Origin of the sequence: Nonomuraea glycinis (genome assembly GCF_014646515.1) — a bacterium.
GTDB classification, from domain to species: domain Bacteria; phylum Actinomycetota; class Actinomycetes; order Streptosporangiales; family Streptosporangiaceae; genus Nonomuraea; species Nonomuraea glycinis.
In genome coordinates this window covers 135,445-159,566 of record NZ_BMNK01000012.1, presented here as the reverse complement: position 1 = coordinate 159,566, position 24,122 = coordinate 135,445, and the positions used below count along the sequence as shown (strand labels likewise).

At 67.9% G+C, this 24,122-nt stretch carries 26 protein-coding genes; 4 read left to right on the top strand and 22 right to left on the bottom strand.

From position 1 onward, the window contains the following. Window positions 1-44: 44 nt before the first annotated feature. Both IEY87_RS29965 and IEY87_RS29960 read left to right on the top strand, forming a co-directional pair. The gene (locus IEY87_RS29965) at window positions 45-728 is read left to right on the top strand and encodes a response regulator (protein ID WP_189142165.1); all 684 of its coding nucleotides are present in this window, start codon (window positions 45-47) and stop codon (window positions 726-728) included. Then, window positions 725-2,500 carry a sensor histidine kinase gene (locus tag IEY87_RS29960; protein ID WP_189142164.1) on the top strand — a complete coding sequence of 592 codons (1,776 nt, stop codon included), beginning with the start codon at window positions 725-727 and terminating at the stop codon, window positions 2,498-2,500. Before IEY87_RS29965 ends, IEY87_RS29960 begins: the two co-directional genes overlap by 4 nt. Window positions 2,501-2,559: 59 nt before the next feature. On the opposite strand, the gene IEY87_RS29955 is transcribed toward IEY87_RS29960, so the two are convergent. Further along, window positions 2,560-3,009 carry a hypothetical protein gene (locus IEY87_RS29955; protein WP_189142163.1) on the bottom strand — a complete coding sequence of 150 codons (450 nt, stop codon included), beginning with the start codon at window positions 3,007-3,009 and terminating at the stop codon, window positions 2,560-2,562. After that, window positions 2,999-3,601: a hypothetical protein gene (locus IEY87_RS29950; RefSeq protein WP_189142162.1), complete on the bottom strand. Its 603-nt coding sequence runs from the start codon at window positions 3,599-3,601 to the stop codon at window positions 2,999-3,001. The genes IEY87_RS29955 and IEY87_RS29950 overlap by 11 nt, the downstream gene beginning before the upstream one ends. Before the next feature lie 102 nt (window positions 3,602-3,703). Here IEY87_RS29950 and IEY87_RS47040 point away from each other — a divergent pair, with 102 nt between their 5' ends. Continuing rightward, entirely contained in the window at window positions 3,704-3,856 is a 153-nt protein-coding gene (locus tag IEY87_RS47040) for a replication initiator (RefSeq protein ID WP_308426463.1), read from the top strand. A 98-nt stretch (window positions 3,857-3,954) separates the two neighbouring features. Here the strand turns inward: IEY87_RS47040 and IEY87_RS29945 are convergent, their stop codons facing one another. From IEY87_RS29945 to IEY87_RS47235, 4 genes are all read right to left on the bottom strand, one after another. Continuing rightward, window positions 3,955-4,383, bottom strand: coding sequence for a hypothetical protein (locus IEY87_RS29945; RefSeq protein ID WP_189142275.1), 429 nt, complete (start codon window positions 4,381-4,383; stop codon window positions 3,955-3,957). Window positions 4,384-4,572: 189 nt separating this feature from the next. After that, window positions 4,573-4,989, bottom strand: coding sequence for a type II toxin-antitoxin system VapC family toxin (locus tag IEY87_RS29940; RefSeq protein WP_189142161.1), 417 nt, complete (start codon window positions 4,987-4,989; stop codon window positions 4,573-4,575). Further along, on the bottom strand, window positions 4,965-5,276 hold the full coding sequence (locus IEY87_RS29935; RefSeq protein WP_189142160.1) for a hypothetical protein: 312 nt from the start codon (window positions 5,274-5,276) through the stop codon (window positions 4,965-4,967). The genes IEY87_RS29940 and IEY87_RS29935 overlap by 25 nt, the downstream gene beginning before the upstream one ends. A 12-nt stretch (window positions 5,277-5,288) precedes the next feature. Then, window positions 5,289-5,474, bottom strand: coding sequence for a hypothetical protein (locus IEY87_RS47235; RefSeq protein WP_372462258.1), 186 nt, complete (start codon window positions 5,472-5,474; stop codon window positions 5,289-5,291). Window positions 5,475-5,644: 170 nt separating this feature from the next. Between IEY87_RS47235 and rarD the strand changes: the two genes are divergently transcribed. Beyond that, on the top strand, window positions 5,645-6,565 hold the full coding sequence (gene rarD / locus IEY87_RS29925; RefSeq protein WP_189142159.1) for an EamA family transporter RarD: 921 nt from the start codon (window positions 5,645-5,647) through the stop codon (window positions 6,563-6,565). Here rarD and IEY87_RS29920 read toward each other — a convergent pair. From IEY87_RS29920 to IEY87_RS29845, 16 genes are all read right to left on the bottom strand, one after another. After that, a complete protein-coding gene (locus IEY87_RS29920) occupies window positions 6,533-7,522 on the bottom strand; it encodes a polyprenyl synthetase family protein (RefSeq protein WP_189142158.1) in 990 nt (329 codons plus the stop codon). The genes rarD and IEY87_RS29920 overlap by 33 nt on opposite strands. Window positions 7,523-7,531: 9 nt before the next feature. Then, window positions 7,532-9,118 carry an NADH-quinone oxidoreductase subunit NuoN gene (gene nuoN / locus IEY87_RS29915; RefSeq protein WP_189142157.1) on the bottom strand — a complete coding sequence of 529 codons (1,587 nt, stop codon included), beginning with the start codon at window positions 9,116-9,118 and terminating at the stop codon, window positions 7,532-7,534. Next, complete coding sequence (locus IEY87_RS29910; protein ID WP_189142156.1) at window positions 9,115-10,680, bottom strand: NADH-quinone oxidoreductase subunit M; 1,566 nt, start codon at window positions 10,678-10,680, stop codon at window positions 9,115-9,117. The genes nuoN and IEY87_RS29910 overlap by 4 nt, the downstream gene beginning before the upstream one ends. Further along, a complete protein-coding gene (gene nuoL, locus IEY87_RS29905; protein WP_189142274.1) occupies window positions 10,680-12,524 on the bottom strand; it encodes an NADH-quinone oxidoreductase subunit L in 1,845 nt (614 codons plus the stop codon). The genes IEY87_RS29910 and nuoL overlap by 1 nt, the downstream gene beginning before the upstream one ends. A 73-nt stretch (window positions 12,525-12,597) precedes the next feature. Beyond that, window positions 12,598-12,894, bottom strand: coding sequence for an NADH-quinone oxidoreductase subunit NuoK (gene nuoK, locus IEY87_RS29900; protein ID WP_189142155.1), 297 nt, complete (start codon window positions 12,892-12,894; stop codon window positions 12,598-12,600). After that, entirely contained in the window at window positions 12,891-13,649 is a 759-nt protein-coding gene (locus IEY87_RS29895) for an NADH-quinone oxidoreductase subunit J (protein WP_189142154.1), read from the bottom strand. The genes nuoK and IEY87_RS29895 overlap by 4 nt, the downstream gene beginning before the upstream one ends. Further along, entirely contained in the window at window positions 13,642-14,157 is a 516-nt protein-coding gene (nuoI, locus tag IEY87_RS29890; protein WP_189142153.1) for an NADH-quinone oxidoreductase subunit NuoI, read from the bottom strand. Before nuoI ends, IEY87_RS29895 begins: the two co-directional genes overlap by 8 nt. After that, on the bottom strand, window positions 14,144-15,454 hold the full coding sequence (gene nuoH, locus IEY87_RS29885) for an NADH-quinone oxidoreductase subunit NuoH (RefSeq protein ID WP_189142273.1): 1,311 nt from the start codon (window positions 15,452-15,454) through the stop codon (window positions 14,144-14,146). The genes nuoI and nuoH overlap by 14 nt, the downstream gene beginning before the upstream one ends. Then, complete coding sequence (locus IEY87_RS29880) at window positions 15,454-17,841, bottom strand: NADH-quinone oxidoreductase subunit G (RefSeq protein WP_189142152.1); 2,388 nt, start codon at window positions 17,839-17,841, stop codon at window positions 15,454-15,456. The genes nuoH and IEY87_RS29880 overlap by 1 nt, the downstream gene beginning before the upstream one ends. Further along, window positions 17,838-19,127 (bottom strand): NADH-quinone oxidoreductase subunit NuoF, encoded by a 1,290-nt coding sequence (gene nuoF / locus IEY87_RS29875; RefSeq protein WP_189142151.1) that lies wholly within the window; start codon window positions 19,125-19,127, stop codon window positions 17,838-17,840. The genes IEY87_RS29880 and nuoF overlap by 4 nt, the downstream gene beginning before the upstream one ends. Next, complete coding sequence (gene nuoE / locus IEY87_RS29870; protein WP_189142150.1) at window positions 19,124-19,780, bottom strand: NADH-quinone oxidoreductase subunit NuoE; 657 nt, start codon at window positions 19,778-19,780, stop codon at window positions 19,124-19,126. The genes nuoF and nuoE overlap by 4 nt, the downstream gene beginning before the upstream one ends. After that, window positions 19,777-21,102, bottom strand: a complete 1,326-nt coding sequence (locus IEY87_RS29865) for an NADH-quinone oxidoreductase subunit D (RefSeq protein ID WP_189142149.1) — start codon at window positions 21,100-21,102, stop codon at window positions 19,777-19,779. Before IEY87_RS29865 ends, nuoE begins: the two co-directional genes overlap by 4 nt. Further along, on the bottom strand, window positions 21,099-21,800 hold the full coding sequence (locus tag IEY87_RS29860) for an NADH-quinone oxidoreductase subunit C (RefSeq protein ID WP_189142148.1): 702 nt from the start codon (window positions 21,798-21,800) through the stop codon (window positions 21,099-21,101). Before IEY87_RS29860 ends, IEY87_RS29865 begins: the two co-directional genes overlap by 4 nt. Then, window positions 21,797-22,348 carry a NuoB/complex I 20 kDa subunit family protein gene (locus IEY87_RS29855; protein WP_189142147.1) on the bottom strand — a complete coding sequence of 184 codons (552 nt, stop codon included), beginning with the start codon at window positions 22,346-22,348 and terminating at the stop codon, window positions 21,797-21,799. Before IEY87_RS29855 ends, IEY87_RS29860 begins: the two co-directional genes overlap by 4 nt. A 2-nt stretch (window positions 22,349-22,350) precedes the next feature. Then, window positions 22,351-22,746 (bottom strand): NADH-quinone oxidoreductase subunit A, encoded by a 396-nt coding sequence (locus IEY87_RS29850; protein ID WP_189142146.1) that lies wholly within the window; start codon window positions 22,744-22,746, stop codon window positions 22,351-22,353. 76 nt (window positions 22,747-22,822) lie between these two features. Further along, window positions 22,823-24,076 (bottom strand): geranylgeranyl reductase family protein, encoded by a 1,254-nt coding sequence (locus IEY87_RS29845; protein WP_189142145.1) that lies wholly within the window; start codon window positions 24,074-24,076, stop codon window positions 22,823-22,825. Window positions 24,077-24,122 lie beyond the last annotated feature (46 nt).

The following is a 24,122-nucleotide window of genomic DNA, read 5'->3' as shown; positions in this document are numbered from 1 at the left end:
TGCAGATCCCATATGCACCACTGGCATGCGCATAGCCTCAGGTCATGTGCGCCTATGTACTGGTCGCTGAGGACGATCCCAAGCAGGCCGAACTGCTCAGGCGGTATCTGGAGCGGGAGGGCCATGAGGTCCTCGTCGTGCACGACGGGCGTTCCGCGATCGACGAGGCCCGGCGGGTGGATCCCGGCCTTGTGGTGCTCGACGTGATGATGCCGAAGGTCGACGGGCTGGACGTCTGCCGGGTGCTGCGGGCCGAGTCCGACCTGCCGATCCTGATGCTGACCGCCAGGTCCACCGAGGATGACCTGCTGCTGGGGCTCGACCTCGGCGCCGACGACTACGTGGCCAAGCCGTACAGCCCCCGTGAGCTGATGGCCCGCGTGCGGACGCTGCTGCGCCGTACCGGCAGGTCCCAGGACGATCGGCGGCTGTTCCAGGCGGGCGACCTCGTCGTGGACCCGGTCAGGCATACCGTCACCGCGGCGGACACGCTGGTGGAGTGCACGCTCGCGGAGTTCCGGATCATCGAGACGCTGGCCGCCGAGCCGGAGCGGGTGTTCACCAGGAAGCAGCTGCTGGAGCGCATCCACGGCTTCGACAGGTTCATCACCGAACGCACGGTCGACGTGCACGTGATGAACCTGCGCAAGAAGATCGAGCCTGATCCGCGCCGCCCGGTCCGGCTGCTGACCGTGTACGGCGTCGGCTACAAACTGACCCACGCATGAGATCGCTGCTCGTCAGGCTGCTCACGAGCTCCGCCATCGTGGCGGTCTGCTCGATCAGCGCGACGGCGTGGCTGGCCGCCAGCAGCACCTCCGGCGCCATCCAGCGTGAGCAGGGTCAGACGCTGGCCAGCGATGCCCAGATCAACAACAAGCTGCTCGGCTACGCCTCCCGCCATCCGGAATGGTCGGGCGTCGCCGCCACGGTGCGCGATCTCGCCGCCCGTAACAACCGTCGCATCGCGCTGACCACCGAGAAGGGCGCCCTCATCGCGGACTCGGCGACCACCGGGACCCCACTGCCCGCCAGAGTGTCGGCCGTCGTCGACCCGCTGGCCGTGGACGTGACCCTGGTGCCGGGGGCGGCCAGGGACCGGATCGATCCACGCGCGGTGGGGCCCTTCCTGCTGTCCGCCGCCGATCGCGCCCGGCTGGTCAAGGCCGCCGGCGCCTACGCCACCTGCGCCGACCGTACCGGGCAGGCCGTACAGCTGACCGTCTCGAACACCGGCCGGCCCGTCGTGACGACGACCAGCAAGGAAACCGCCCCGGAGCCGCACCCGGTGCCGCGCGAGGCCGTCGCGGTGCCGCAGGCCTGCGACACCGCCACCTTCAGCACGCCGACGCGCACCGAGAAGGCCGCGCTGAAGCAGCTCAACCTCCTGGTCGGCAGGTGCCTCAAGGGCAAGAGCACGGAACGGGGCTCGGTCGGCCTCGACTTCGCCTGGATCTCCAGGAAGAAGCAGCCCTCCGACGCGGAGCCCGATCAGACGATCTCGTCCTGCATCGTCACCGCCCGCAAGGAGCAACTCGATCCGTACGTCGCGCCCGCGGCCTACCTGTACATCGGCTCCCCCGCCGAGGCCACCGGCCAGCGCATCCCGCTCCCCTCGATCGCCGGCGCCGCCCTTCTCGTGCTCGTACTGACCGTGGGGGTGAGCGTCATGGCGGCCCGGCGCCTGGTCGGGCCGGTCAACGCGCTCACCCACGCCGCGCGGCGGATGCGGGACGGGGACAGCTCCGCCCGCGTCACGGTCAGGACGACCGGCGAGATCAGCGAGCTCGCCACGGCGTTCAACGAAATGTCGGAGCACCTCCAGCGCATGGAGGAGCAGCGCAAGGCCATGGTCAGCGACGTCTCCCACGAGCTGCGGACCCCGCTGAGCAACCTCAGGGGGTGGCTGGAGGCGGCCCAGGACGGCGTCGCCGAGCTGGACCCGGCGCTGATCGCGTCGCTGGTCGAGGAGATCCTGCTGCTGCAGCACATCGTCGACGACCTTCAGGAGCTCGCCCTCGCCGACGCGGGCAAACTCCGGCTGCACGTCGAACCCGTCCACCTCGGCTACCTCCTCGACCAGGTGGCCACCGCCCACCGAGGCCGAGCCGAAGCGGCAGGCCTCACCCTGACCACCGCGATCACCGACGACCCCGCACTGACCGCAGATCCGGTACGCCTCCGCCAGGCCATCGGTAACCTGGTCACCAACTCCCTGCGCTACACCCCACCCGGCGGGCACATCACCCTGGCCGCCCGCCAGGATGGCGACCAGATCGTCATCGAGGTGACCGACACCGGGGTCGGCATCCGCGCCGAGCACCTCCCCCACGTCTTCGACAGGTTCTGGCGAGCCGAGAAGTCCCGCAACCGACGAACCGGAGGCAGCGGCCTCGGCCTCGCCATCGTCCGCAACCTCGCCGAAGCACACAACGGCACAGCCACGGTCACCAGCGTGCCAGGCATCCGCACGACATTCGCCCTGCGCCTTCCGTCGTAGCGAGGCCGGGGAAGGATGCCGGGAGCGAGCGCCTTGCGCGATCCAGGGTCAGGATCTGATCAGCTTGGGCGCTTACGCCGACGAGGCGGCTTGGCGAGATCACGACAGCGAGTCACCAGATCATCGGTTTCCGGCAGGTTCGGGTCCGCGCCACCGTCGTCACAACAGGCGGGCTTGGTACGTTCACCCACCGGGGGCGCATCCAGCCCGCATACCTCCCACAGCGAGGTGTAGACATCGTACGTCCGGTTGCGCTCATCATGAGGTCCCAGCATCAGAACCCATGCATGACCCGGCTCTTTGAAGGCGACCACGACGCGCATGGCACCTCTCAAATGCTTGACGCACAGCCGACTCACCGGGAGTTCTTCCGTGAGCCGATATCCAAGGGCCGCGCAACCCCGCGCTTCCAGATCACTGACAAAGGCGACGAATGACCTGAGATCCGCCCCGCGCAAGGTCTCAGCGTGCTTCTCCGCGAGAACCGAGAGGTAGACCTCAGTCTTCACCGGCAGTCAGCTCCGAATTTTTGGAACTCCACTCTGCCCTGATCTCCCGCCACGGACGGCCCTCACCCTGCTCCATCTGCCGAAGACCATCGGTCAGCTGATCGTTCTCCAGAAGCTCCCGGTCCTGCAAGCGCTGCCAGACCACCTCGACCAGATTCCGGGTACGGCCGGCCCGGCGTAGATCTTGAACGAGTGTTGCCACGGTATACAGACGCTCGGCTTCAAGCATCAGGCGGGGTCTTCCCCTGACCGAGATGAGCAGCCCTTCCTTGGCCCACGCGCGAACCGTCTTCTCGTCAACACCGAGAATCTTCGACGCGATCGTCGCCCGCACCGGCTCGGCGTGAGCGAGCAGACCCTGGACGACCTCCCGGACCGTGTCACGGGTGCCGGTCTCATGAGTACTGGCAGCCACCCCGTCCAGCCGTTGTGCCTGGTCGAACAAGACCAGTGCCGCCCGCTCCTCGATCTCTTTCCTACGAGGAGCCTGCGCCGTGCCACCCGTCTCGTGATCACTTTGCGGCGGGAGCGTCCGATGCTTTCGCTTCTTAGCCGCTCGCGTCGAAGACTTCCGGGGTCTGACATCAGCCATGAGGATGGTTCTCCTTCCCCTTGCATACTACTCCCTGTTTCAGTCCCAAAACCGGGAGTCAGGCTTTGACCTTCGGCAAGACGGGTCACCTGGCTTACCGAACTGGATATCCCATTCGTCATCCGAAGGCGGGATCGTCCGGACGCCTGCGGCAACCAGCGCGCGTCCAAGTGCCCGGCCTGCTCAGCGGCCTACAAGGACGACACGTACCACCTGATCATCACTGGCCTACACAGTGGCACGGGAGTCCCATAGAGCCACTGCCTCTAGACCTAGAGAGACCGACTCTAGGTCTAGAGGCTTGGCTAAAGGGTCATTAGCCGCCCGACCAGGCATCTAGCGCCTGGAGGGCCCTAATCTCGCCGGGCTCCTTCGGGCCAGATCACCCGAACGGGGACCTCCCGCCGTCGGGCCTCGACCACCACGTCAGCAGTGCCGCCGTAGCCTCGGGCGGGCTGCCCGTCCCACACGGCGAACAACACATCAGCATCGTCCAGCATCCGTGCACTGGCCATCATGTGCGACTCCGAGGTGGACTCCACAAACTCCAGCCTGTGAGTCCGAACCGCCCGGCCCAGCAACTCGTCATACGCAGCATGGCACTCACTCGGCAGCCCGTCTCGGTACTCCTTGGCTGGTATGACTGCCTCCAGCACCCCACCGACATTCAGCACTCCACGGGCGAAGATCTGATCGGCTCCGTCCGCCAGACAGGACAACCCGCAGATGTAGCGCCTCGCCGTAGGCCCCGACATAGACTCAGCGGTCGCCACCTCAGTCATGAGCACGCCCCGCTGCTTCGCGCCGGTGGCCGGTGGCCGATCGCCGACCTCCCGCCGTGCCCTCGCCAAGAGATTCAGTCCGATCAGCGCATCGTCGGCGTCGATCTCGAACGCGCCCGGGCTGCCGACTGGTGGTAGCAGTTCCCCTCCTGCGATAGTCCCGGAGACTCCCGCACAGCCCTCGCACAGTCAGACGGGGACCACCTGCACTGCTTTTCCGCACAGTTTGCTCATGTCGTCCGCGTCAGACGTGAGAACCATGGCAGGGTGCACCGAACGCAGTGCGGTGGCCGCGACCACAGCGTCGATGGCGTACTTGTGACCGTCCAGGCGGGCATCCCGAAGAACCTCGATCGCACGCGACGAGATGTCCTCGGTCACAGGCTCGATCTTCAGCCGGGACAGATACCACCTGAGACGATCCCCTTTGACGCGGATGTCTTGCGCCTCAATCGGTGTCATGGCGCTGACCACGACCCGGAAGTCGTTGTCCTGCGCCTCCCGTACGAACGCTGTCACCCGTTGGTCGGCCTCGCACCACTTCACGAGCCCTTCGCAGTCGAGAACGACGGTGCCCGCGCTCAACCTGCTTCGTGCGCGCGCCACCCGTCCTCCTCCTGGAGTTCAGGCGCCGACTTCACGCGGCGAAACAACTCCGCCGCCTCATCGCGCAATGACTGTGGGATCGGCCCAGAAGCGGCCTCGTTCGCCTGCAGGGCCTCCTCCAGGAGATCGCGCTCGATCTGACGTTCCACAGCGGCATCGACGTAAGCGGAAAACCCGCGGGCCCCGACTCGCTCTCGGACGGCGCGAATATTGCCCGTTCTCAGAGACACACTGACCTTGGCGGCCGGCCCGTCTCCCGGGGCGAAGTCTCGCTCTGGCATGCTCATGAGCTTAGTTTACTACTTGAAGTAGCAAAAGTCCGGTCCTGATGTCGCTACAAGTTCGGACCGTGGAAGGGCGACGCCGCGCCCGGCCGGACCGTCAAGGCGCAGATGACGTTCGAGCAGCAGACGCCGTTGTGCGACCTCCGTGGGGTCGAAGACGACCCGTACGACCTCGGTGTGCCTGGTGCGTCCGCTGCACACCTCCTCCGTACATGGGGTTGGGCGTGTAGCCCGTCTTCCGAACGGCCAACCGTCGCGCCTCCGCAGGCTCTGGCACGGTACGGATGAATCAACGGTTTACGGTTCCTACATGGTCTCGTGCAAGAGACTGCATTTGTGATGAAGGGTGGTAATGCCCGACTATAGGCTTCATGCCTGACATGCGACGCGGTGTCCTGTACGGAGTGGCCGCCTACATTCTGTGGGGACTGTTCCCGCTCTACTGGCCACTGCTCAAGCCGTCGGGGGCCGTGGAGATCCTGGCGCATCGGATGGTGTGGTCGCTGGTAGCCGTGGTCGCGATCCTGGCGGTGCGGCGACACTGGTCGTGGATCAGGGCCTTGGTGGCGCAGCCCAGGAAGCTCGGGCTGCTGACCCTCGCGGCCGTGATCATCACGGTCAACTGGGGCACCTACATCTACGCGGTCAACACCGGCCATGTGGTGGAGGCCGCGCTCGGCTACTTCATCAACCCGCTGGTGAGCGTGGTGTTCGGAGTGGTGCTGCTGGGCGAGCGGCTGCGGCGGCTGCAGTGGGTGGCCGTGGGGTTCGGGGCGCTGGCCGTGCTGGTGCTGGCCGTCAACTACGGGCGGCCGCCGTACATGGCACTGGTGCTGGCCGTCAGTTTCGGGGCCTACGGGCTGATCAAGAAGCAGGCGAACGTGGGCGCCGGCGAGAGCCTGACGGTGGAGACACTGGTGCTGCTGCTGCCGGCGCTGGGCTACCTGGTGTTCCTGCAGCAGGCGGGCCAGGCCACGTTCGGGACCGAGGGCGTGGGGCACCTCCTGCTGCTGGTCGGCGCGGGCGTGATCACGGCGGTGCCGCTGATGCTCTTCACCGCCGCCGCCAACCGGGTGCCGCTGAGCACGATCGGGCTGTTGCAGTACATCGCGCCCGTCCTGCAGTTCCTGTGCGGGGTGCTGATCGCCAAGGAGACCATGCCGCCGAGCCGGTGGATCGGCTTCTCGCTGGTGTGGCTCGCGCTGGCGATATTCACGTACGACAGCTTCCGTACGGCGCGGGCCGCACGCATCGCCAAGTCAGCCAGAACGCTCGACCACGTAGTCACATAGCGACAGGAAGGCGCCCCGGGCCGGGATGTCGGGAAGGTTGGAGATGTCGTCCCGCGCCCGGTTGACCCAGTCGTCCAGGTCCGCCTGGGCCCTGGCCATCGCCGGGTGCGCCCGCAGCAGGGTCAGCGCCTCTTCGACGTCCGCCTCCGGGACCGGTCCCGACAGCAGCTCCGACAGCCTGGAGGACGGGTCGTCGGCCAGCGCGTAGAGGACCGGCAGGGTCTTGACGCCCTCCCGCAGGTCGGTGCCCGGCGTCTTGCCCGACTCGGTGGACGTGGACGCCACGTCCAGCAGGTCGTCGCCGAGCTGCCAGGCCACGCCGATCGCCTCGCAGGCCCGGCTGAGCCGCTCCTCGATCTCGGCGGGGGCACCGGACAGCAGCGCGCCGAAGCGGCCGGAGGCGGCGATCAGCGAGCCGGTCTTGTCCTCCAGCACGCTGATGTAGTGGACCACCGGGTCCTCGTCGGCGCGCGGGCCGACGGTCTCGCGGATCTGTCCCTGCACCAGGCGGGAGAACGTCTGCGCCTGGATCCGGATCAGCTCGGGGCCGAGGTCGGCGAGCAGGTCGGACGCCTGGGCGAACAGGTAGTCGCCGGTGAGGATGGCCACGGTGTTGTCCCACCGGGCGTTCGCCGACGGGGAGCCCCGGCGCACCGGGGCCTCGTCCATGACGTCGTCGTGGTAGAGAGAGCCGAGGTGGGTCAGCTCGATCACCACGGCGCCGGGCACCACGCCCGGCGCCGACGGGTCGCCGAACTGGGCGGCCAGCAGCACCATCAGCGTGCGGAAGCGCTTGCCACCGGCCTGGATGAGATGCTTGGACGCCTCCGTGACGAAGGCGTCCTCGCTCTCCACCGAGGTCCGCAGCAGCTTCTCCACGGCAGCCAGTCCGTTGGCCACATCCTGCGCCAACCGCTCATCCGCGATGGGAAGGTCAACCACGGGAGGCGCGGACATATAGATCCCCTATCTGATGAAAAGGCCGGCAGCGGCGTTGTGGGCGAGCTGGAGCACGGGCTCCGGGAACACCCCGACTCCTACCGTAACCAGCATCGCGATCGAGATGACCGCCACGGTCCCCGTGCTGGGGATCGCGATCGACGGTCCGTCCGCCGCCGGCTCGTTGAAGAACATCAGCACGATGACGCGGACGTAGAAGAACGCCGCGATCGCCGAGGCGACGACACCCACCACGACCAGCCCGGTCATCCAGGCGCCCAGCGAGTCGCCGGCTTCCCTGCCGCTGGCCAGGGCCGCCGTGAACACGGCGTACTTGCCGAAGAAGCCGCTGGTCAGCGGGATTCCGGCGAAGGCCAGCAGGAAGAAGGCGAAGACGCCTGCCAGGATCGGCGAGCGCTTGCCCAGCCCGGCCCAGCGCGACAGGTGGTTCGCCTCGCCGCCGGGGTCGCGCACCAGCGTGACCACCGCGAACGCGCCGACGGTGGCCAGACCGTAGACCAGCAGGTAGAACAGGATCGCCTGCATCGAGATGGCGTTGCCCGCGGCCGTGCTGGACGTGGCCACCACACCCACCAGCAGGAAGCCGGCGTGCGCGATGGAGGAGTAGGCGAGCATCCGCTTGATGTCCGTCTGGGTGATCGCCAGGATCGAGCCGACGATCATCGTGAGCGCCGCGATGACCCAGATGACCGGCCGCCAGTTCCAGTCCAGGTTCCCCAGACCGGCCCAGAAGACCCGCAGCAGGGCGCCCACGGCCGCGACCAGCGTGCCGGAGGCCATCAGCGCGGTGATGGGCGTCGGCGCGCCCTGGTAGACGTCCGGCTTCCAGGCCTGGAACGGCGCGGCGCCGAGCTTGAACAGCAGGCCCACGGCGAGCAGCGAGAACCCGAGCAGCAGTAGCGGGTCGAGCAGCGCGCCCGTCGCCATGGCCTGGCTGATCCCGGCGAAGGAGACCGTGCCGGCGTAGCCGTAGATCATGGCGGTGCCGTACAGGAAGAACGCCGAGGAGAACGCGCCCAGCAGGAAGTACTTCATCGACGCCTCCTGCGACAGCAGGCGGCGACGGCGGGCCAGGCCGCACAGCAGGTACAGCGGCAGCGACATGACCTCAAGGCCGACGAACATCGTCAGCAGGTCGTTGGCGGCCGGGAAGAGCAGCATGCCGCCGATCGCGAACAGCGCGAGGGGGTAGACCTCGGTGTGCGCGCTGCCGGAGCGCTCGGCCTCTTCCTCGTCGGCGCTGCCGGGCACCGCGGCGGCCGAGGCGACGAAGTGACCCTCGTCGTTGATCAGCAGCACACAGACGAACGACAGGACGAGGATGACGCCCCAGATGAACAGCGACGGCCCGTCGACCGCGAGGGCGCCCATGGCGACCGGCGTGGTCGGCACGTCGCCGGAGACGACCTGCAGGATGACGAGGGCGAACGCGCCCGCGATGCTGAGCAGGGTGATGGGCACCTGCATCGCCTTGCGCAGATAGCGGGGCGCGAACGCCTCCACCAGCACGCCGACGATGGCGGCGCCGAAGATGAGCAGTAGCGGCGCCAGCGTGCCGTACTCGATCGTCGGCGCCACGATGGTGTTGTTCACTGACCGGCTCCCTTCTCAGCGATAGCCGGATTGTCCACATGCACGTTGGTCAACGTGCTGGTGACCGCTGGATTGATCACGTCGAGCAGCGGCTTGGGGTAGAACCCGAAGCCGATGATCAGAGCGATGAGCGGCGCCATCACCCAGATCTCCCGCGCGTTGAGGTCCTTGAAGGCCTTGACCGGCTCGGCCGTGGGCCCGTTCAGGGTCCGCTGCACCATCCACAGGATGTAGACGGCCGCCAGGATGACGGCCGTCGCGGAGACGATCGCGGCCACCACGAACGCGCCCGACCCGGAGGCCGTGCTGGAGTAGGCGCCGATCATCACCATGAACTCGCTGACGAACGTCGACAGCCCCGGCAGCGACAGCCCGGCCAAGCCGGCGATCAGGAAGAAGCCGGCCAGCAGCGGAGCGACCTTCTGGACGCCCCCGTAGTCGGCGATGTGCGGCGAGCCGCGCCTGGCGATGAGGAACCCGGCGGCCAGGAACAGCGCGCCGGTGGCGAAGCCGTGGTTGACCATGTAGAGCGTCGCGCCGGCCTGGGAGACCTGCGACATGGCGAACACGCCCAGCACGATGAAGCCGAAGTGCGAGATCGACGTGTAGGCGATCAGGCGCTTCATGTCGGTTTGCCCGATGGCCACGATCGCGCCGTAGATGATGCTGATCACCGCGAGCACCACGATCGGCATCGTGAACGCCTTGGCCGCGTCGGGGAACAGCTCCAGGCAGAAGCGGAGCATGCCGAACGTGCCGACCTTGTCGAGCACGCCCACGAGCAGGACGGCGGCGCCCGCCGGAGCCTGCGCGGCCGCGTCGGGCAGCCAGGTGTGCACCGGCCAGAGCGGCGCCTTGATCGCGAAGGCGATGAAGAAGCCGGCGAACAGCCACTTCTGCGTGGCCGGGTCCTGGATGACCCCGACGAGCTCGGGGAACATGAACGTCTGCTTGCCCGCGATGACGTAGAGCCCGATGACCGCGACCAGCATGAGCAGGCCGCCGAACAGGGAGTACAGCAGGAACTTGACGGCCGCGTAGGACCGCTGGGCACCGCCGTACGACCCGATCATGAAGTACATCGGGATCAGCATGGCTTCGAAGAAGACGTAGAACAGGAAGATGTCCGTCGCCGCGAAGACGCCGATCATCATCGCTTCGAGCACCAGCAGCAGCGAGAAGTACGTCTTCACCGACCGCTTGGGCGCGACCACGGTGCCGTCGGCGGTCTTGACGCCGTCGGCGTCGTGCCAGGAGGCGAGCACCACGATCGGCACCAGCACCGCCGACAGGGCGATCAGCACCAGCGCCACACCGTCGACGCCGACGCCGAAGTGCACCCCGAAGGTCGGGATCCAGTCGTACGTCGCCTCGAACTTGAACCTGTCGCCGGCCGCGCCGGGGAACTGGAACGCCATCACCAGCGTGAGCGCCAGGACCACCAGCGAGACTGCCAGGGTGACCTGCTTGGCCAGCTTGTCGCCGCCCTTGGGGAGCAGGGCCACCACGATGGCGCCCAGCACGGGCACCGCCATGATGATCGGGAGCCAGAGTTCCGACATCAGATGTTCCCAACGAGGAGCAGGGCGCCGGTCACCAGGGCGGCACCGATCAGGATGGACAGCGCGTACGTTCGGGCGAAGCCCGTCTGGAGCCGTCGCAGGCGCCCTGAGCTCCCGCCGATGCCCGCGGCCAGGCCGTTGACCAGCCCGTCGATGCCCCGGTTGTCGAAGTAGACGGCGAAGCGGGTCAGCCACTGGCCGGGGCGCATGAGCAGCGACTCGTTGATCGCGTCGCCGTACAGGTCACGCCGGGCGAACGTGGTGAGGAACGACCCGCGCGGAGCCACGACCGGCACCGTAGCCCTGCCGTACCTCATCCAGGCGAAGGCCGCGCCGACGGCGACCAGCCCGAGCGTGGCCAGGCCGGGAGTGCTCAGGAAGTGGAACTCCGGCAGTACCTCTGGGCGACCGACCGCCGGGCTGAGCCACAGCATGAGCCTGTTGCTCAGGATCAGGTAACCGCCCAGGAAGAGGGAGCCGATCGACAGGATGATCAGCGGCCAGGTCATGACGGCCGGAGACTCGTGCGGATGCGCGTCCTTGTCCCAGCGCTTCTCGCCGAAGAAGGTCATGAAGACCATCCGCGACATATAGAAGCCGGTGAGTCCGGCGCCGAGCACGGCCAGCCAGCCGAGCACCGGCTGGTGGTGCACCGCGGTCTCAATGATGCCGTCCTTGGTGAAGTAGCCGGACAGCAGCGGGAAGCCGATGATCGCCAGGTAGCCGACGAGGAACGTGACGAAGGTGATCGGCATGTGCTTGCGAAGGCCGCCGTACTTGCGCATGTTCACCTCGTCGTTCATGCCGTGCATGACCGAGCCCGCGCCGAGGAACATGTTGGCCTTGAAGAAGCCGTGCGTGATCAAGTGGCCGATCGCGAAGGCGTAGCCCACCGGACCGAGGCCCGCGCCCAGCATCATGTAGCCGATCTGCGACATCGTGGAGCCCGCCAGGCCCTTCTTGATGTCGTCCTTGGCGCAACCGATGATCGCACCGGCGAGCAGCGTGGCCGCGCCGACGATCGCGACGGCCAGCGCCTGCGGCGATCCCTCCGGGAAGAAGAACCCGCCCGAGCGGACCACCAGGTAGACACCGGCGGTGACCATGGTCGCGGCGTGGATGAGGGCGGAGACCGGAGTCGGGCCCTCCATCGCGTCCAGCAACCAGGACTGCAGCGGCAGCTGGGCCGACTTGCCGCACGCGCCGAGCAGGAACAGCAGCCCGATCGCGGTCAGCGTGCCGTCCGAGGCGGTGCCGACCTTGGTGCCGAGGTCGGCGAAGGCGAGCGTGCCGAAGGAGGTCCACACGATGAACATGCCGACCAGCAGGCCGAGGTCGCCGACGCGGTTGACGACGAACGCCTTCTTGGCGGCGACCGCGGCCGACGGCTTGAACTGCCAGAAGCCGATCAGCAGGTAGGACGCCAGACCGACGCCCTCCCAGCCGATGAACAGCCCGACGTAGTTGTCGGACAGCACCAGCAGGAGCATCGCGGCGACGAACAGGTTCAGGTAGGCGAAGAACCGGCGCCGGTCCGGGTCGTGCGACATGTAGCCGATCGAGTAGATGTGGATCAGCGATCCGACACCCGTGATCAGCAGGGCGAAGCTGATCGACAACGGGTCGATCAGCAGGCCCATGTCCACCATGCCCGGGATGAACTCGTACAGGTGCACGGCCTGCCGGCGCTCAGCCTCCCCGAGTCCGAGCAGCTCGACGAACGCCAGCACCGCCACGACGAACGAGGCGAGGGACATGGCCACGCCCAGCAGATGGCCCCACCGGTCGGTGCGGCGGTTGAGCACCAGCAGGATGAGCGCCCCCAGCAACGGGAGCACGATCATCAGCCAGGACAACCCGATCGCGCCACCAGCGGTGTGCTGGATGATCTCAGCAGGAGATTCCACCAGTCACCTCTTAGTACTTCAGCAGGTTGACGTCGTCGACCGACGCTGACCTGCGGGTTCGGAAGATCGTCACGATGATTGCCAGGCCTACCACGACCTCGGCCGCGGCCACCACCATCACGAAGAACGCGATGATCTGACCTTCGAGGTTGCCCACCTGCCTGGCGAAGGTGACGAACGCGAGGTTGCAGGCGTTGAGCATGAGCTCGACGCACATGAACACCACGATCGCGTTGCGCCTGGTCAGCACGCCGATCGCGCCGATGGCGAACAGCAGGCCGGACAGGATGAGGTAATGCGTGGTCACTTGGACTCCTCCTCGGCCCTGTGCTTGATGGCCTCGGCGAGCTTGGGATCCTCAGGGAGGAGCCCCCGCTCCACGTCGTACCGCGCGATGTAGCGGTTGACCGAGGATTCGGCGACCGAGCCGTCCGGCAGCAGCGCCGGCATGTCGATGGCGTTGTTGCGGGCGTAGGTGCCGGGGCCGGGCAGCGGCGACGGCCGGTCGCCCAGGAACCTGGCGCGGGACTGCTCCTTCTGCGTGACCTTCTTCTCCTCGCGCTCCCGGTGCGCCAGCACCATCGCGCCGAGCGCGGCGGTGATGAGCAGCGCCGAGGTGATCTCGAACGCGAAGACGTACTTGGTGAACAGCAGCAGCGCGATGGAGCGGATGTAGCCGCCCTGCGCCGTGGCCGCCGCCAGGCCCGCCTGGGTGGAGAAGACCGCGTTGCCCACAGCCAGCACGATCAGCGCCGCGAAGCCGAGACCGGCGATCGCCGCCCAGAACCGCTGTCCCCTGAGCGTCTCGACCAGCGAGTCGGAGGAGTCGACGCCGACCAGCATGAGCACGAACAGGAAGAGCATCATGACGGCGCCGGTGTAGACGATGATCTGCACGGCGGCCAGGAAGGGCGCTTCCTGCACGGCGTAGAGGACCGCGAGGCAGAGCATCACGGTGCCGAGCATCAGCGCCGAGTAGACGGCCTTCCGGTTGAAGACCATGCCGAGCGCCGCGCCGACGGAAATGACGGCGAGCACCCAGAAAGTGATGGTCTCACCCATTGGTCCGTCCCAGCCGGTAGTAGTCCTCTTCGGTCTCACCGAGCCGCATCGGGTGCGGAGGCTGCTCCATCCCCTGGGTCAGCGGCGCGAGCAGCATCTCCTTGGTGAAGATGAGGCTCTCGCGGCTGCTGTCGGCGAGCTCGTACTCGTTGGTCATGGTGAGCGCGCGAGTCGGACAGGCCTCGATGCACAGGCCGCACAGGATGCACCGCAGATAGTTGATCTGGTAGGTGCGTCCGTAGCGCTCCCCCGGAGAGAAGCGCTCCTCGTCGCTGTTGTCCCCGCCCTCCACGTAGATGGCGTCGGCCGGGCACGCCCAGGCGCACAGCTCGCAGCCGATGCACTTCTCCAACCCGTCGGGCCAGCGGTTGAGCTGGTGCCGTCCGTGGAAGCGAGGGGCCGTCGGCCTCTTCTCCTCCGGATAGTTGGTCGTGACGGGCTTCTTGAACATCGTATGGAAGGTGACCCCGAAGCCTTTGACGGGGTTCAGCCAATCAGTTAGTCCCACTGGGAATCTCCTTGTGCTGCACCCCGTGGTAGTGCGGCAGATCGAGCGGCGGCACAGGGAAGCCGCCTGCCGTCGGCTCGTTGGACAGCTCCTCGAACTCGGCTTCGACCTCCGCCTTCCTGGCTTCCTTGCGTCGCTGGTTGACGGTGTCGAACCGCATCCAGATGGCCAGCGCGCCGATGACGACGACCACGCCGAGCCCGGCGGAGATGTACACGTCGCCCTCGAATGTCCCGTTGTTGACGAACAGGACGTTGCGCACCGCGGCGACGAGCAGGATCCACGCCAGGTTGACCGGGATCAGAACCTTCCAGCCCAGCGACATCAGCTGGTCGTAGCGGACCCGCGGCAGAGACGCGCGCACCCACACGATGAAGCAGAACGTCAGCACGAACTTGATGAAGAACCAGAGCACCGGCCAGTAGCCGACGTTGGCACCCTCCCACAACGAGATCGGGAAGGGCGCCCGCCAACCGCCGAGGAACAGCGTGACGGCGATGCCGCTGGCGGTGAAGGTGTGGATGTACTCGGCCATCATGATCACGGCGAACTTCAGCGACGAGGAGTATTCCGTCTGGAAGCCGCCGACCAGCTCGCCCTCACCCTCGGGCAGGTCGAACGGGATGCGCGCGGCCTCGCCGAACATGCAGACCACGTAGACCAGGAACGACGGCAGGAGCAGCACCGCGAACCAGGTCGTCTCCTGCGCCGCGACGATCTCCGACGTGGACAGCGTCCCGGCGAACAGGAAGACGGCCACGAACGACAGACCCATCGCGATCTCGTACGAGACCACCTGCGCCGCCGACCGCAGACCGCCGAGCAGCGCGTACGGCGAGCGCGAGGACCAGCCGGCGAGCACCACGCCGTAGACCGAGACGGCGCCCATGGCCAGCATGAACAGCACGGCCACCGGCAGGTCCACGAGCTGCAGCGGCGTCTGCACGCCGAACAGGTTGACCACCGGCCCGAACGGCACGATGGAGAAGGCCAGGAAGGCCGGCACCACCATGATGATCGGGGCCAGCAGGTAGAGGACCTTGTCCACGGTGTTCGGGGTCAGGTCCTCCTTCAGGCCCATCTTGATGCCGTCGGCCACGGACTGCAGGAGGCCGAACTTGCCCGCCCGGTTGGGTCCGTAGCGGTTCTGCATCCTGGAGATGAGCTTGCGCTCGAACCAGACGCCGAACAGCACGCACAGCATCACGAAGACGAACAGCATCACGGCCTTGACGATGGTGATCCAGAGCGGATCCTTGCCGAAGTCGGCAAGATCGGCCGCGAGAACGGTTTTCATCATGAGGCGCTCCCGATCGTGACGATGTCGCCCGACACGGCGCCGAGATCGCGCGTGACCGAGCAGCCGCCCGAGTTCGACGGCACCCAGACCACCCGGTCCGGCAGGTCGGCGATGCGGACGGGCAGCGTGACCGCCTGCGGCCCGGCACCGCCGACGACGAGCTTGTCGCCGTCCACGACGCCGATCTCCACCGCGGTGCCCGCCGAGACCAGCGCCTCGGCGGCGCGGGCGGTGCCCGCGAGGTAGGGCTCGCCGTCCTGCAGCCGGCCCTCGTCGAGGAGCAGGTGCCAGGTGGCCAGCAGCGCCTCACCGGCGGCGGGCGCGGGCCTGGTGCGGCCGCCCGTGCTGGGCGCCGCGACGCGGGTGCCGCGCCAGGAGCCCAGCGACGACAGCTCGCGCCGGGCGGCCTTGGCGTCGGGCAGGCCCAGGTGCAGGTCCATCCGGTCGGCCAGGTTGCCGATCACGGCCAGGTCGCTCTGCAGACCGGGCACCTTGATCGGCGCCTCGAACGAGCGGCCCCTGCCTTCCCAGTTGACGAACGTGCCGCCCTTCTCCTGCACGGTGGCCACCGGCAGGACCACGTCGGCCCGGTCGGTGACGGCGCTCGCGCGGGTCTCCAGGCTGACGATGAACGGGGTGTTCTCCAGCGCGGCCAGCGCCGCGGCGGGGTCGGCCAGGTCGTACGGGTCGACGCCGGCCACGACCAGCGCGTCGAGCTCGCCGTCGAGTGCGGCGGCGAGCATGCCCGTGGTGTCGCGGCCCGGCGTGGCGGGCAGCGAGGCCACGTTCCACACCCTGGCGACCTCCGCCCTGGCGCTCTCGTCGTCGACCGGGCGGCCGATCGGCAGCAGGTTGGGCAGCGCGCCCGCCTCCAGGGCGCCGCGCTCACCGGCCCGGCGCGGGATCCAGGCGAGCCGGGCGCCCGAGGCGGCGCTCAGCCGCGACAGGGCGGACAGCGCGCCGGGTACGGCGGCCAGTCGCTCGCCCGCGAGCACGATCGTGCCCTCGGCCAGCGTGCCGACCAGCTCGCCGATCGCCTCGGCCTCCGCGCCCGGCGCGGTGCGGATGAGCGTGGCGCCCATCTTGACCAGGCCCGGCGTGGCGAACAGGGCGATCGCCGCGACCTTGAGCCCCCGCTTCAGCCACGCCTTGCGCAGGCGCAGGAAGACGATGGGCGATTCCTCCTCGGGCTCGAACCCGACGAGCAGCACCGCGGGCGCGCTCTCCAGGTCGGCGTAGGAGATCTCGATGCCCTTGCCGGCGACCTCGTGGGCCAGGAAGGCGGCCTCCTCGGCGGAGTGCGGCCTGGCCCGGAAGTCGATGTCGTTGCCGCCGAGCGCGAGCCGGGCGAACTTGGCGTAGGCGTAGGCGTCCTCGACCGTGACCCGGCCGCCGACCAGCACGCCGGCCTTGCCGCGGGCGGCGGCCAGACCCTGGGCGGCGACGCTGAGCGCCTCCGGCCAGGACGCGGGCTCCAGCACCCCGTCGGCGTTGCGGACCAGCGGCGTCTTGAGCCGGTCGGGCTGCGTGGCGTAGGTGAACGCCCAGCGGCCCTTGTCGCAGTTCCACTCCTCGTTGACCTGCGGGTCGTTGCCCGCCAGCCGGCGGGTGACCCGGCCGCGCCGGTGGTCGGTGCGCTGCGCGCAACCCGACGCGCAGTGCTCGCACGCGCTCGGCGTGGACACCAGGTCGAACGGGCGGGCCCGGAACCGGTAGGCGGCGCCGGTCAGCGCGCCCACCGGGCAGATCTGCACCGTGTTGCCGGAGAAGTAGGACTGGAACGGCTCGCCGTCGGCCACCCCGACCTGCTCCTTGGCGCCGCGCTCGAAGAACTCGATGAACGGGTCGCCGGCGATCTGGTCGGAGAAGCGGATGCACCGCGCGCACTGCACGCAGCGCTCGCGGTCGAGCAGCACCTGGGTGGACAGGGGCAGCGGCTTGGGGAAGGTCCGCTTCTGCTCCTGGAAGCGGGACTCGCCCTGGCCGTTGGACATGGCCTGGTTCTGCAGGGGGCACTCGCCGCCCTTGTCGCAGACCGGGCAGTCCAGCGGGTGGTTGATCAGCAGGAACTCCATCGCCGCCCGCTGCGCCTTCTCGGCGACCGGCGAGGTGAGCTGGGTCTGCACGACCATGCCCTCGGCGACCTCGATCGCGCACGACGGCTGCGGCTTGGGAAAGCCGCGGCCGTTGCCGGCGTCGGGGATGTCGACCAGGCACTGACGGCAGTTGGCCGCCGGGTCGAGCAGCGGGTGGTCACAGAACCTGGGGATCTGGATGCCCATCAGCTCGGCGGCCCTGATGATCAGGGTGCCCTTGGGGACGCTGACCTGGAACCCGTCGATCGTCAGGGTCACCAGGTTGGTCTCTACAGCGGTTGTGGTCACTGGTCACCCCACACAGTGGACTTCTTCGCGTCGAACGGACAGCCGCCGATCTCGAAGTGTTTGAGGTATTCCTCGCGGAAGTACTTCACCGAGGAGTGGATGGGGCTGGTCGCCCCGTCGCCGAGCGCGCAGAACGAGCGGCCCAGGATGTTGTCCGCGATGTCGGTGATCGTGGACAGGTCCTCCTCGGAGCCCTGGCCGGCCTCCAGGCGCTTGAGCACCTGCTTGAGCCAGTAGGTGCCCTCGCGGCACGGCGTGCACTTGCCGCACGACTCGTGGGCGTAGAACTCGGTCCAGCGCAGCACCGTACGGACCACGCAGGTGGTCTCGTCGAAGATCTGCAGCGCCCGGGTGCCGAGCATGGAGCCCTTGGCGCCCACGCCCTCGAAGTCGAGCGGCACGTCGAGGTGCTCGTCGGTGAAGATCGGCGTGGACGAGCCGCCGGGGGTCCAGAACTTGATCTGGTGCCCCGCCCGGACCCCGCCCGCCATGTCGAGCAGTTCGCGCAGGGTGATCCCGAGCGGCGCTTCGTACTGGCCGGGCCTGGTGACGTGGCCGCTCAGCGAGAAGATGCCGAAGCCCTTGGACTTCTCCGTCCCCATCCCGGCGAACCAGTCGGCCCCGTTGGCGATGATGGAGGGAACACTGGCCACAGATTCCACGTTGTTCACAACAGTAGGTGAGGCGTAAAGCCCCGCCACGGCCGGGAACGGGGGCTTGAGACGCGGTTGACCTCTGAAGCCCTCCAGCGAGTCGAGCAGCGCCGTCTCCTCGCCACAGATGTAGGCGCCCGCGCCGCTGTGCACGACGAGCTCCAGGTCATAGCCGGAGCCGAAGACGTCGGTGCCCAGATAACCCTTGGCGTACGCCTCACGCACGGCCGCGTGCAGCCGCCGGATGACGTGCACCACCTCGCCGCGCACGTAGATGAAGGCGTGGTTGGCCCGGATCGCGAAGGCCGTGATGATGACGCCCTCGATCAGCGAGTGCGGGTTGGCCATCATGAGCGGGATGTCCTTGCAGGTGCCCGGCTCCGACTCGTCGGCGTTGACCACGAGATAGTGCGGCTTGCCGTCGCCCTGGGGGATGAACCCCCACTTCATGCCCGTCGGGAAGCCGGCGCCGCCACGGCCGCGCAGGCCCGAGTCCTTGACGGCCTGGATGACGGCGTCGGGGTCCATGCCCAGCGCCTTCTTGGCCGCCTCGTACGGCCCGTAGCCGTCGAGGGTGAAAGAGTTGGCCTGGTCCCAGTTGGCGGTCAGGACCGGGGTAAGGGTAGTCGTCATGCCTCGGGGGCCTTCCATCCATGGGCCTTGGCGACCTTGAGACCCTCGAGTGAGGGCCCGGCCGCCGAGGGGCCGTCGCCCGCCAGCTCGTCGGGCAGCCCGGCCAGGACGCGCGAGGCGTCCTTGAACGAGCAGAGCTTCTTCGGCCCACGGGTGGGCCGCACGTCCTTGCCGTCCCGCAGGTCGTCGACGAGCTGCTTGGCCGAGTCAGGGGTCTGGTTGTCGAAGAACTCCCAGTTGACCATCATGACCGGGGCGAAGTCGCAGGCCGCGTTGCACTCCAGGCGCTCCAGCGAGACCTTGCCGTCGGAGGTGGTCTCCTCGTGGCCGACCCCGACGTGCTCGGAGAGCTGCTCCCAGATCTCGTCGCCGCCCATGACGGCGCAGAGCGCGTTGATGCAGACGCCGACGTGATATTCGCCGGCGGGCCTGCGCTTGTACATGGTGTAGAAGGTCGACACGCCGACGACCTCGGCCTTGCTCAGGCCGAGCAGCTGCGCGCAGAACTCGTGTCCGTCGTCGGAGACGTAACCGTCCTCGGACTGCACCAGGTGCAGCAGCGGCAGGAGCGCCGACCGCGTCTTCGGGTAACGGCCGATGATCTCCTTGGCGTCGCGTTCGAGACGCTCCCGGACTTCCGGTGAATACGTCACCGATCCACACCTCCCATGACGGGGTCGATAGATGCCACCGCGGCGATCACGTCGGCGACCTGGCCGCCCTCCGCCATGGCGGGGAAGGCCTGCAGGTTGTTGAACGACGGCTCGCGGAAGTGGAAACGGTAGGGCTTGGTGCCGCCGTCGCTGATGACGTGCGCGCCGAGCTCGCCCTTGGGCGACTCGATCGGCACGTAGACCTGGCCGGCGGGCACGCGGAAGCCCTCGGTCACCAGCTTGAAGTGGTGGATGAGGGCCTCCATGGAGCTGCCCATGATGTGCGCGATGTGGTCGGGCGAGTTGCCGAAGCCGTCAGGGCCGAGCGCGAGTTGCGCGGGCCAGCCGATCTTCTTGTCCTCGATCATCACCGGGTCGCCCTTGAGCGGTCCGGCGATGCGGTCGAGCGCCTGCTCGACGATCTTGAGGGACTCCTCCATCTCCTGCATGCGCACCAGGTAGCGGGAGTAGACGTCACAGCCGCGCTCGGTGGGCACGTCGAAGTCGTAGGTCTCGTAGCCGCAGTAGGGCTGCGACTTGCGCAGGTCCCACGGCAGTCCCGCGGAGCGCAGGATGGGCCCGGTGATGCCGAGCGCCATGCAGCCGGTCAGGTCGAGGTAGGCGACGTCCTTGGTGCGGCCGACGAAGACGGGGTTCTCGTCGAGCAGCTTGCGGATGTCCTTGATCCGCTTGGGCATCTCCTTGAGGAACTCGCCGACCTTGTCGACCGCGCCCGCGGGCAGGTCGACGCTCACGCCGCCCGGCCGTACGTAGGCGTGGTTCATGCGCAGACCGGTGATGTACTCGAACAGGTCCATGATCATCTCGCGATCGCGGTACCCGAACAGGAACGGCGTGGTCGCGCCCAGCTCCATGCCGAAGGTGCCCATCGCGACCAGGTGCGAGGCGATCCGGTTGAGCTCCATCATCATGACCCGGATGGCCTGCGCCCGGTCCGGGATCCGATCCTCGATGCCGAGCAGTTTCTCCACGCCGAGGCAGTAGGCCGTCTCGTTGAAGATCGGGGACAGGTAGTCCATCCGGGTGACGAACGTGGTCCCCTGGGTCCACGTCCGGTATTCCATGTTCTTCTCGATGCCGGTGTGCAGGTAGCCGATGACGCCGCGCGCCTCGGTGACCGTCTCACCGTCGAGGGTCAGGACCAGCCGCAGCACGCCGTGCGTGGACGGGTGCTGCGGACCCATGTTGATGACCAGGCGCTCGTCGTCTGCGTCGCGGACCGCGCCGACGACCTCGTCCCAGTCCGCGCCGTTGACCGAATAGACCTTGCCCTCGGTCGCCTCGTCGTATGCGGTGCTCACGAGTAAGACCTCCTTTGGTCCGGAGCGGGGATGGTCGCGCCGCGGTACTCGACCGGGATGCCGCCCAGCGGGTAGTCCTTGCGCTGCGGGTGGCCGTCCCAGTCGTCCGGCATCATGATCCGCGTCAGCCCCGGGTGCCCGTCGAAGACGATCCCGAAGAAGTCGTACGCCTCACGCTCGTGCCAGTCGTTGGCCGGGTAGACGCCGACGGTGGACGGGATGTGCGGATCGGCGTCCGGGCAGCTCGTCTCGACGCGCACGCGGCGGTTGTGGGTGAGGGAGCACAGGTGGATGACCGAGTGCAACTCCTCGCCCGCCAGGTGCGGGTAGTGGACGCCGGAGACGCCGAGCGAGAGCTCGAAGCGCAGCGCCGGGTCGTCCCGCAGCTTCTGGCACACCTCGACCAGCCGCTCCCGCCTGACGTGCAGGGTGAGCTCGCCGCGGTCGACGACCACGCGCTCGATGGCGTCGTCGAGGCCGAGGCCGTCCACGATCTCGTCGAAGTAGCCGCCGTACGGGCGCGGGGTGGACAGCTGCGGTGCCCGGCGCACGACGAGGCCGCCGTAGCCAGAGGTGTCACCGCTGTCCTGGACCCCGAACATGCCACGCCTGACGACGGGCGGCTCGGTCACCGGGGTCTGCGCGACCTCGGGCACCTCCGCGTCGGGGACCTCGGGAAGGTTGTCAGGGGAGGTCACTTGGCGGCCCCTTGGTCGATCAGCGGCAGCGTGCGCAGCGCCTGCAGTTCGAGCTCCTCGACCTGCTTGGCGCGGTGCGCGCCGAACTTCGTGTTCTGGATCTTGTCGTGCAGCTTGACGATCGCGTCGATGAGCATCTCCGGCCGCGGCGGGCAGCCGGGCAGGTAGATGTCGACGGGCACGATGTGGTCGACGCCCTGCACGATCGCGTAGTTGTTGAACATGCCGCCGCTGGAGGCGCACACGCCCATGGCGATGACCCACTTGGGCTCGGCCATCTGGTCGTAGATCTGCCGCAGGACGGGAGCCATCTTCTGCGACACGCGGCCGGCGACGATCATGAGGTCGGCCTGGCGAGGAGACGCCGAAGCGCGCTCCATGCCGAAGCGCGCCAGGTCGTAGTGCGGGCCACCGGTGGCCATCAACTCGATGGCGCAACAGGCGAGCCCGAACGTGGCCGGCCATACGGAGTTCTTGCGCGCCCAGCCCGCGGCCTGCTCGACCGTGCTGAGGATGAACCCGCTGGGGAGTTTCTCTTCAAGTCCCATTTTCAGTCCCAGTCCAGACCCTTGCGGCGCCACACGTAGGCGTAGGCGGCGAGCACGGTGGCGATGAACAGCAGCATCTCGACGAGCGCGAACACCCCGAGGCCCGAGGAGATCACGCTGCCCGCGTCGTTGGTGAGCGGGGCGAAGGAGACCGCCCACGGGTAAAGGAAGATGATCTCGATGTCGAACACGATGAAGAGCATCGCGGTGATCATGTATTTGAGCGGGAACCGTCCGCCACCGACAGGCTGGGGCGTCGGCTCGATGCCGCATTCGTAGGCGTCGAGCTTGGCGCGGTTCCAGCGCTTGGGACCGGTGAAGGGAGCGATGGCGACCGAGAAGATCGCGAAGCCCCCCGCGAGAACGGCGAGCACCAGGATGGGCACGTAAAGGTCCATCGCTACACCTCCTCTGGAGTCGCCACGCGCGCGGGCGCGCAGCCTGATCTATGTGTTTGCCGGGTGAGTGTGGGATTCATGCTCGTGGCGCGACCTTCGAGAGTGCGTTGATGATCTTGTCCGACGCATCGCCTCGCCGGTCGGTGAGATTACCAAGGAGTTTGAGCGCAAAGCGCATCAGCCTCGGATGGGGCAATCCATGCCTGGTGCCGAAGCTCATCACACCCGGCTTCCCGATTGCCTCCACGAACAATCTGCCCAGGGTGAAATAGCCGCCGTAGGCGTCCTTCAGGGTCTGCGGGTAGGTCCGCAGGATCCGCTCCCGCTGCGCGGGGGTGGTGCCCTTGAGGGCCTTGGCGACGACCTCGGCGGCGATCTCTCCGGTCTCCAGAGCGTAGGCGATGCCTTCGCCGTTGAAGGGGTTGATCGATCCACCGGAGTCGCCGGCGAGCAGAAGGCCGCGGGTGTAGTGCGGCTGCCGGTTGAAGGCCATCGGGAGCGCGGCGCCGCGGATGGGCGCCGTCATGTTCTCCTCGGTGAAACCCCACTCGGCGGGCATCGACCGGCACCAGCGCATCAGCAGGTCGCGGTAGTCGATGTTCTTGAAGTAAGAGCTGGTGTTGAGCAGGCCGAGCCCGACGTTGGCGGTGCCGTCGCCGACCCCGAACACCCACCCGTAGCCGGGCAGCAACGTCTCCTCGTCCCACAGCTCCAGCCAGGTCTCGAGGTAGTCGTCGTCGTGCCGCGGGCTCTCGAAGTAGGTGCGCACCGCCACGCCCATCGGGCGGTCCTCGCGCTTGTGCAGGCCCATGCCGAGGGCCAGCCGGGTGCTGTTGCCGTCGGCGGCCACCACCAGGCGGGCACGGTAGGAGGCGCCGTCCTTGGTGGTCACGCCCACGATGTGGCCGCTGCGGTCGTCGAGGATCGGGCCGGTGACGGTGACGCCCTCCATGAGGCGCGCCCCGGCCCGCACCGCCGTCGCGGCGACGATCTCGTCGAAGTCCTTGCGGGTGCGTACGAGCCCGAAGTCGGGGAAGCGCTCCAGCTGGGGCCAGTCGAGCTCGAAGCGGAGGCCGCCGCCGACGACCCGCAGGCCCTTGTTGCGGACCCAGCCGGGCGCGTCGATGTCGACGCCCATGTTCATCAGTTGCTTGACCGCGCGCGGGGTCAGGCCGTCGCCGCACACCTTTTCCCTGGGGAAGCGGGTCTTCTCCAGAAGCAGCACGTCGAGCCCGGACCGAGCGAGGTGGAAAGCCGTGGCGGAACCTGCGGGACCGGCGCCGACGACGATGACGTCGGCGTCAGCCTGAATGGCTGCTGGCACGGTCACTGGACTGTCCTGTCCCTACACACTCGAAGGCACGGGGTGGGTTCGC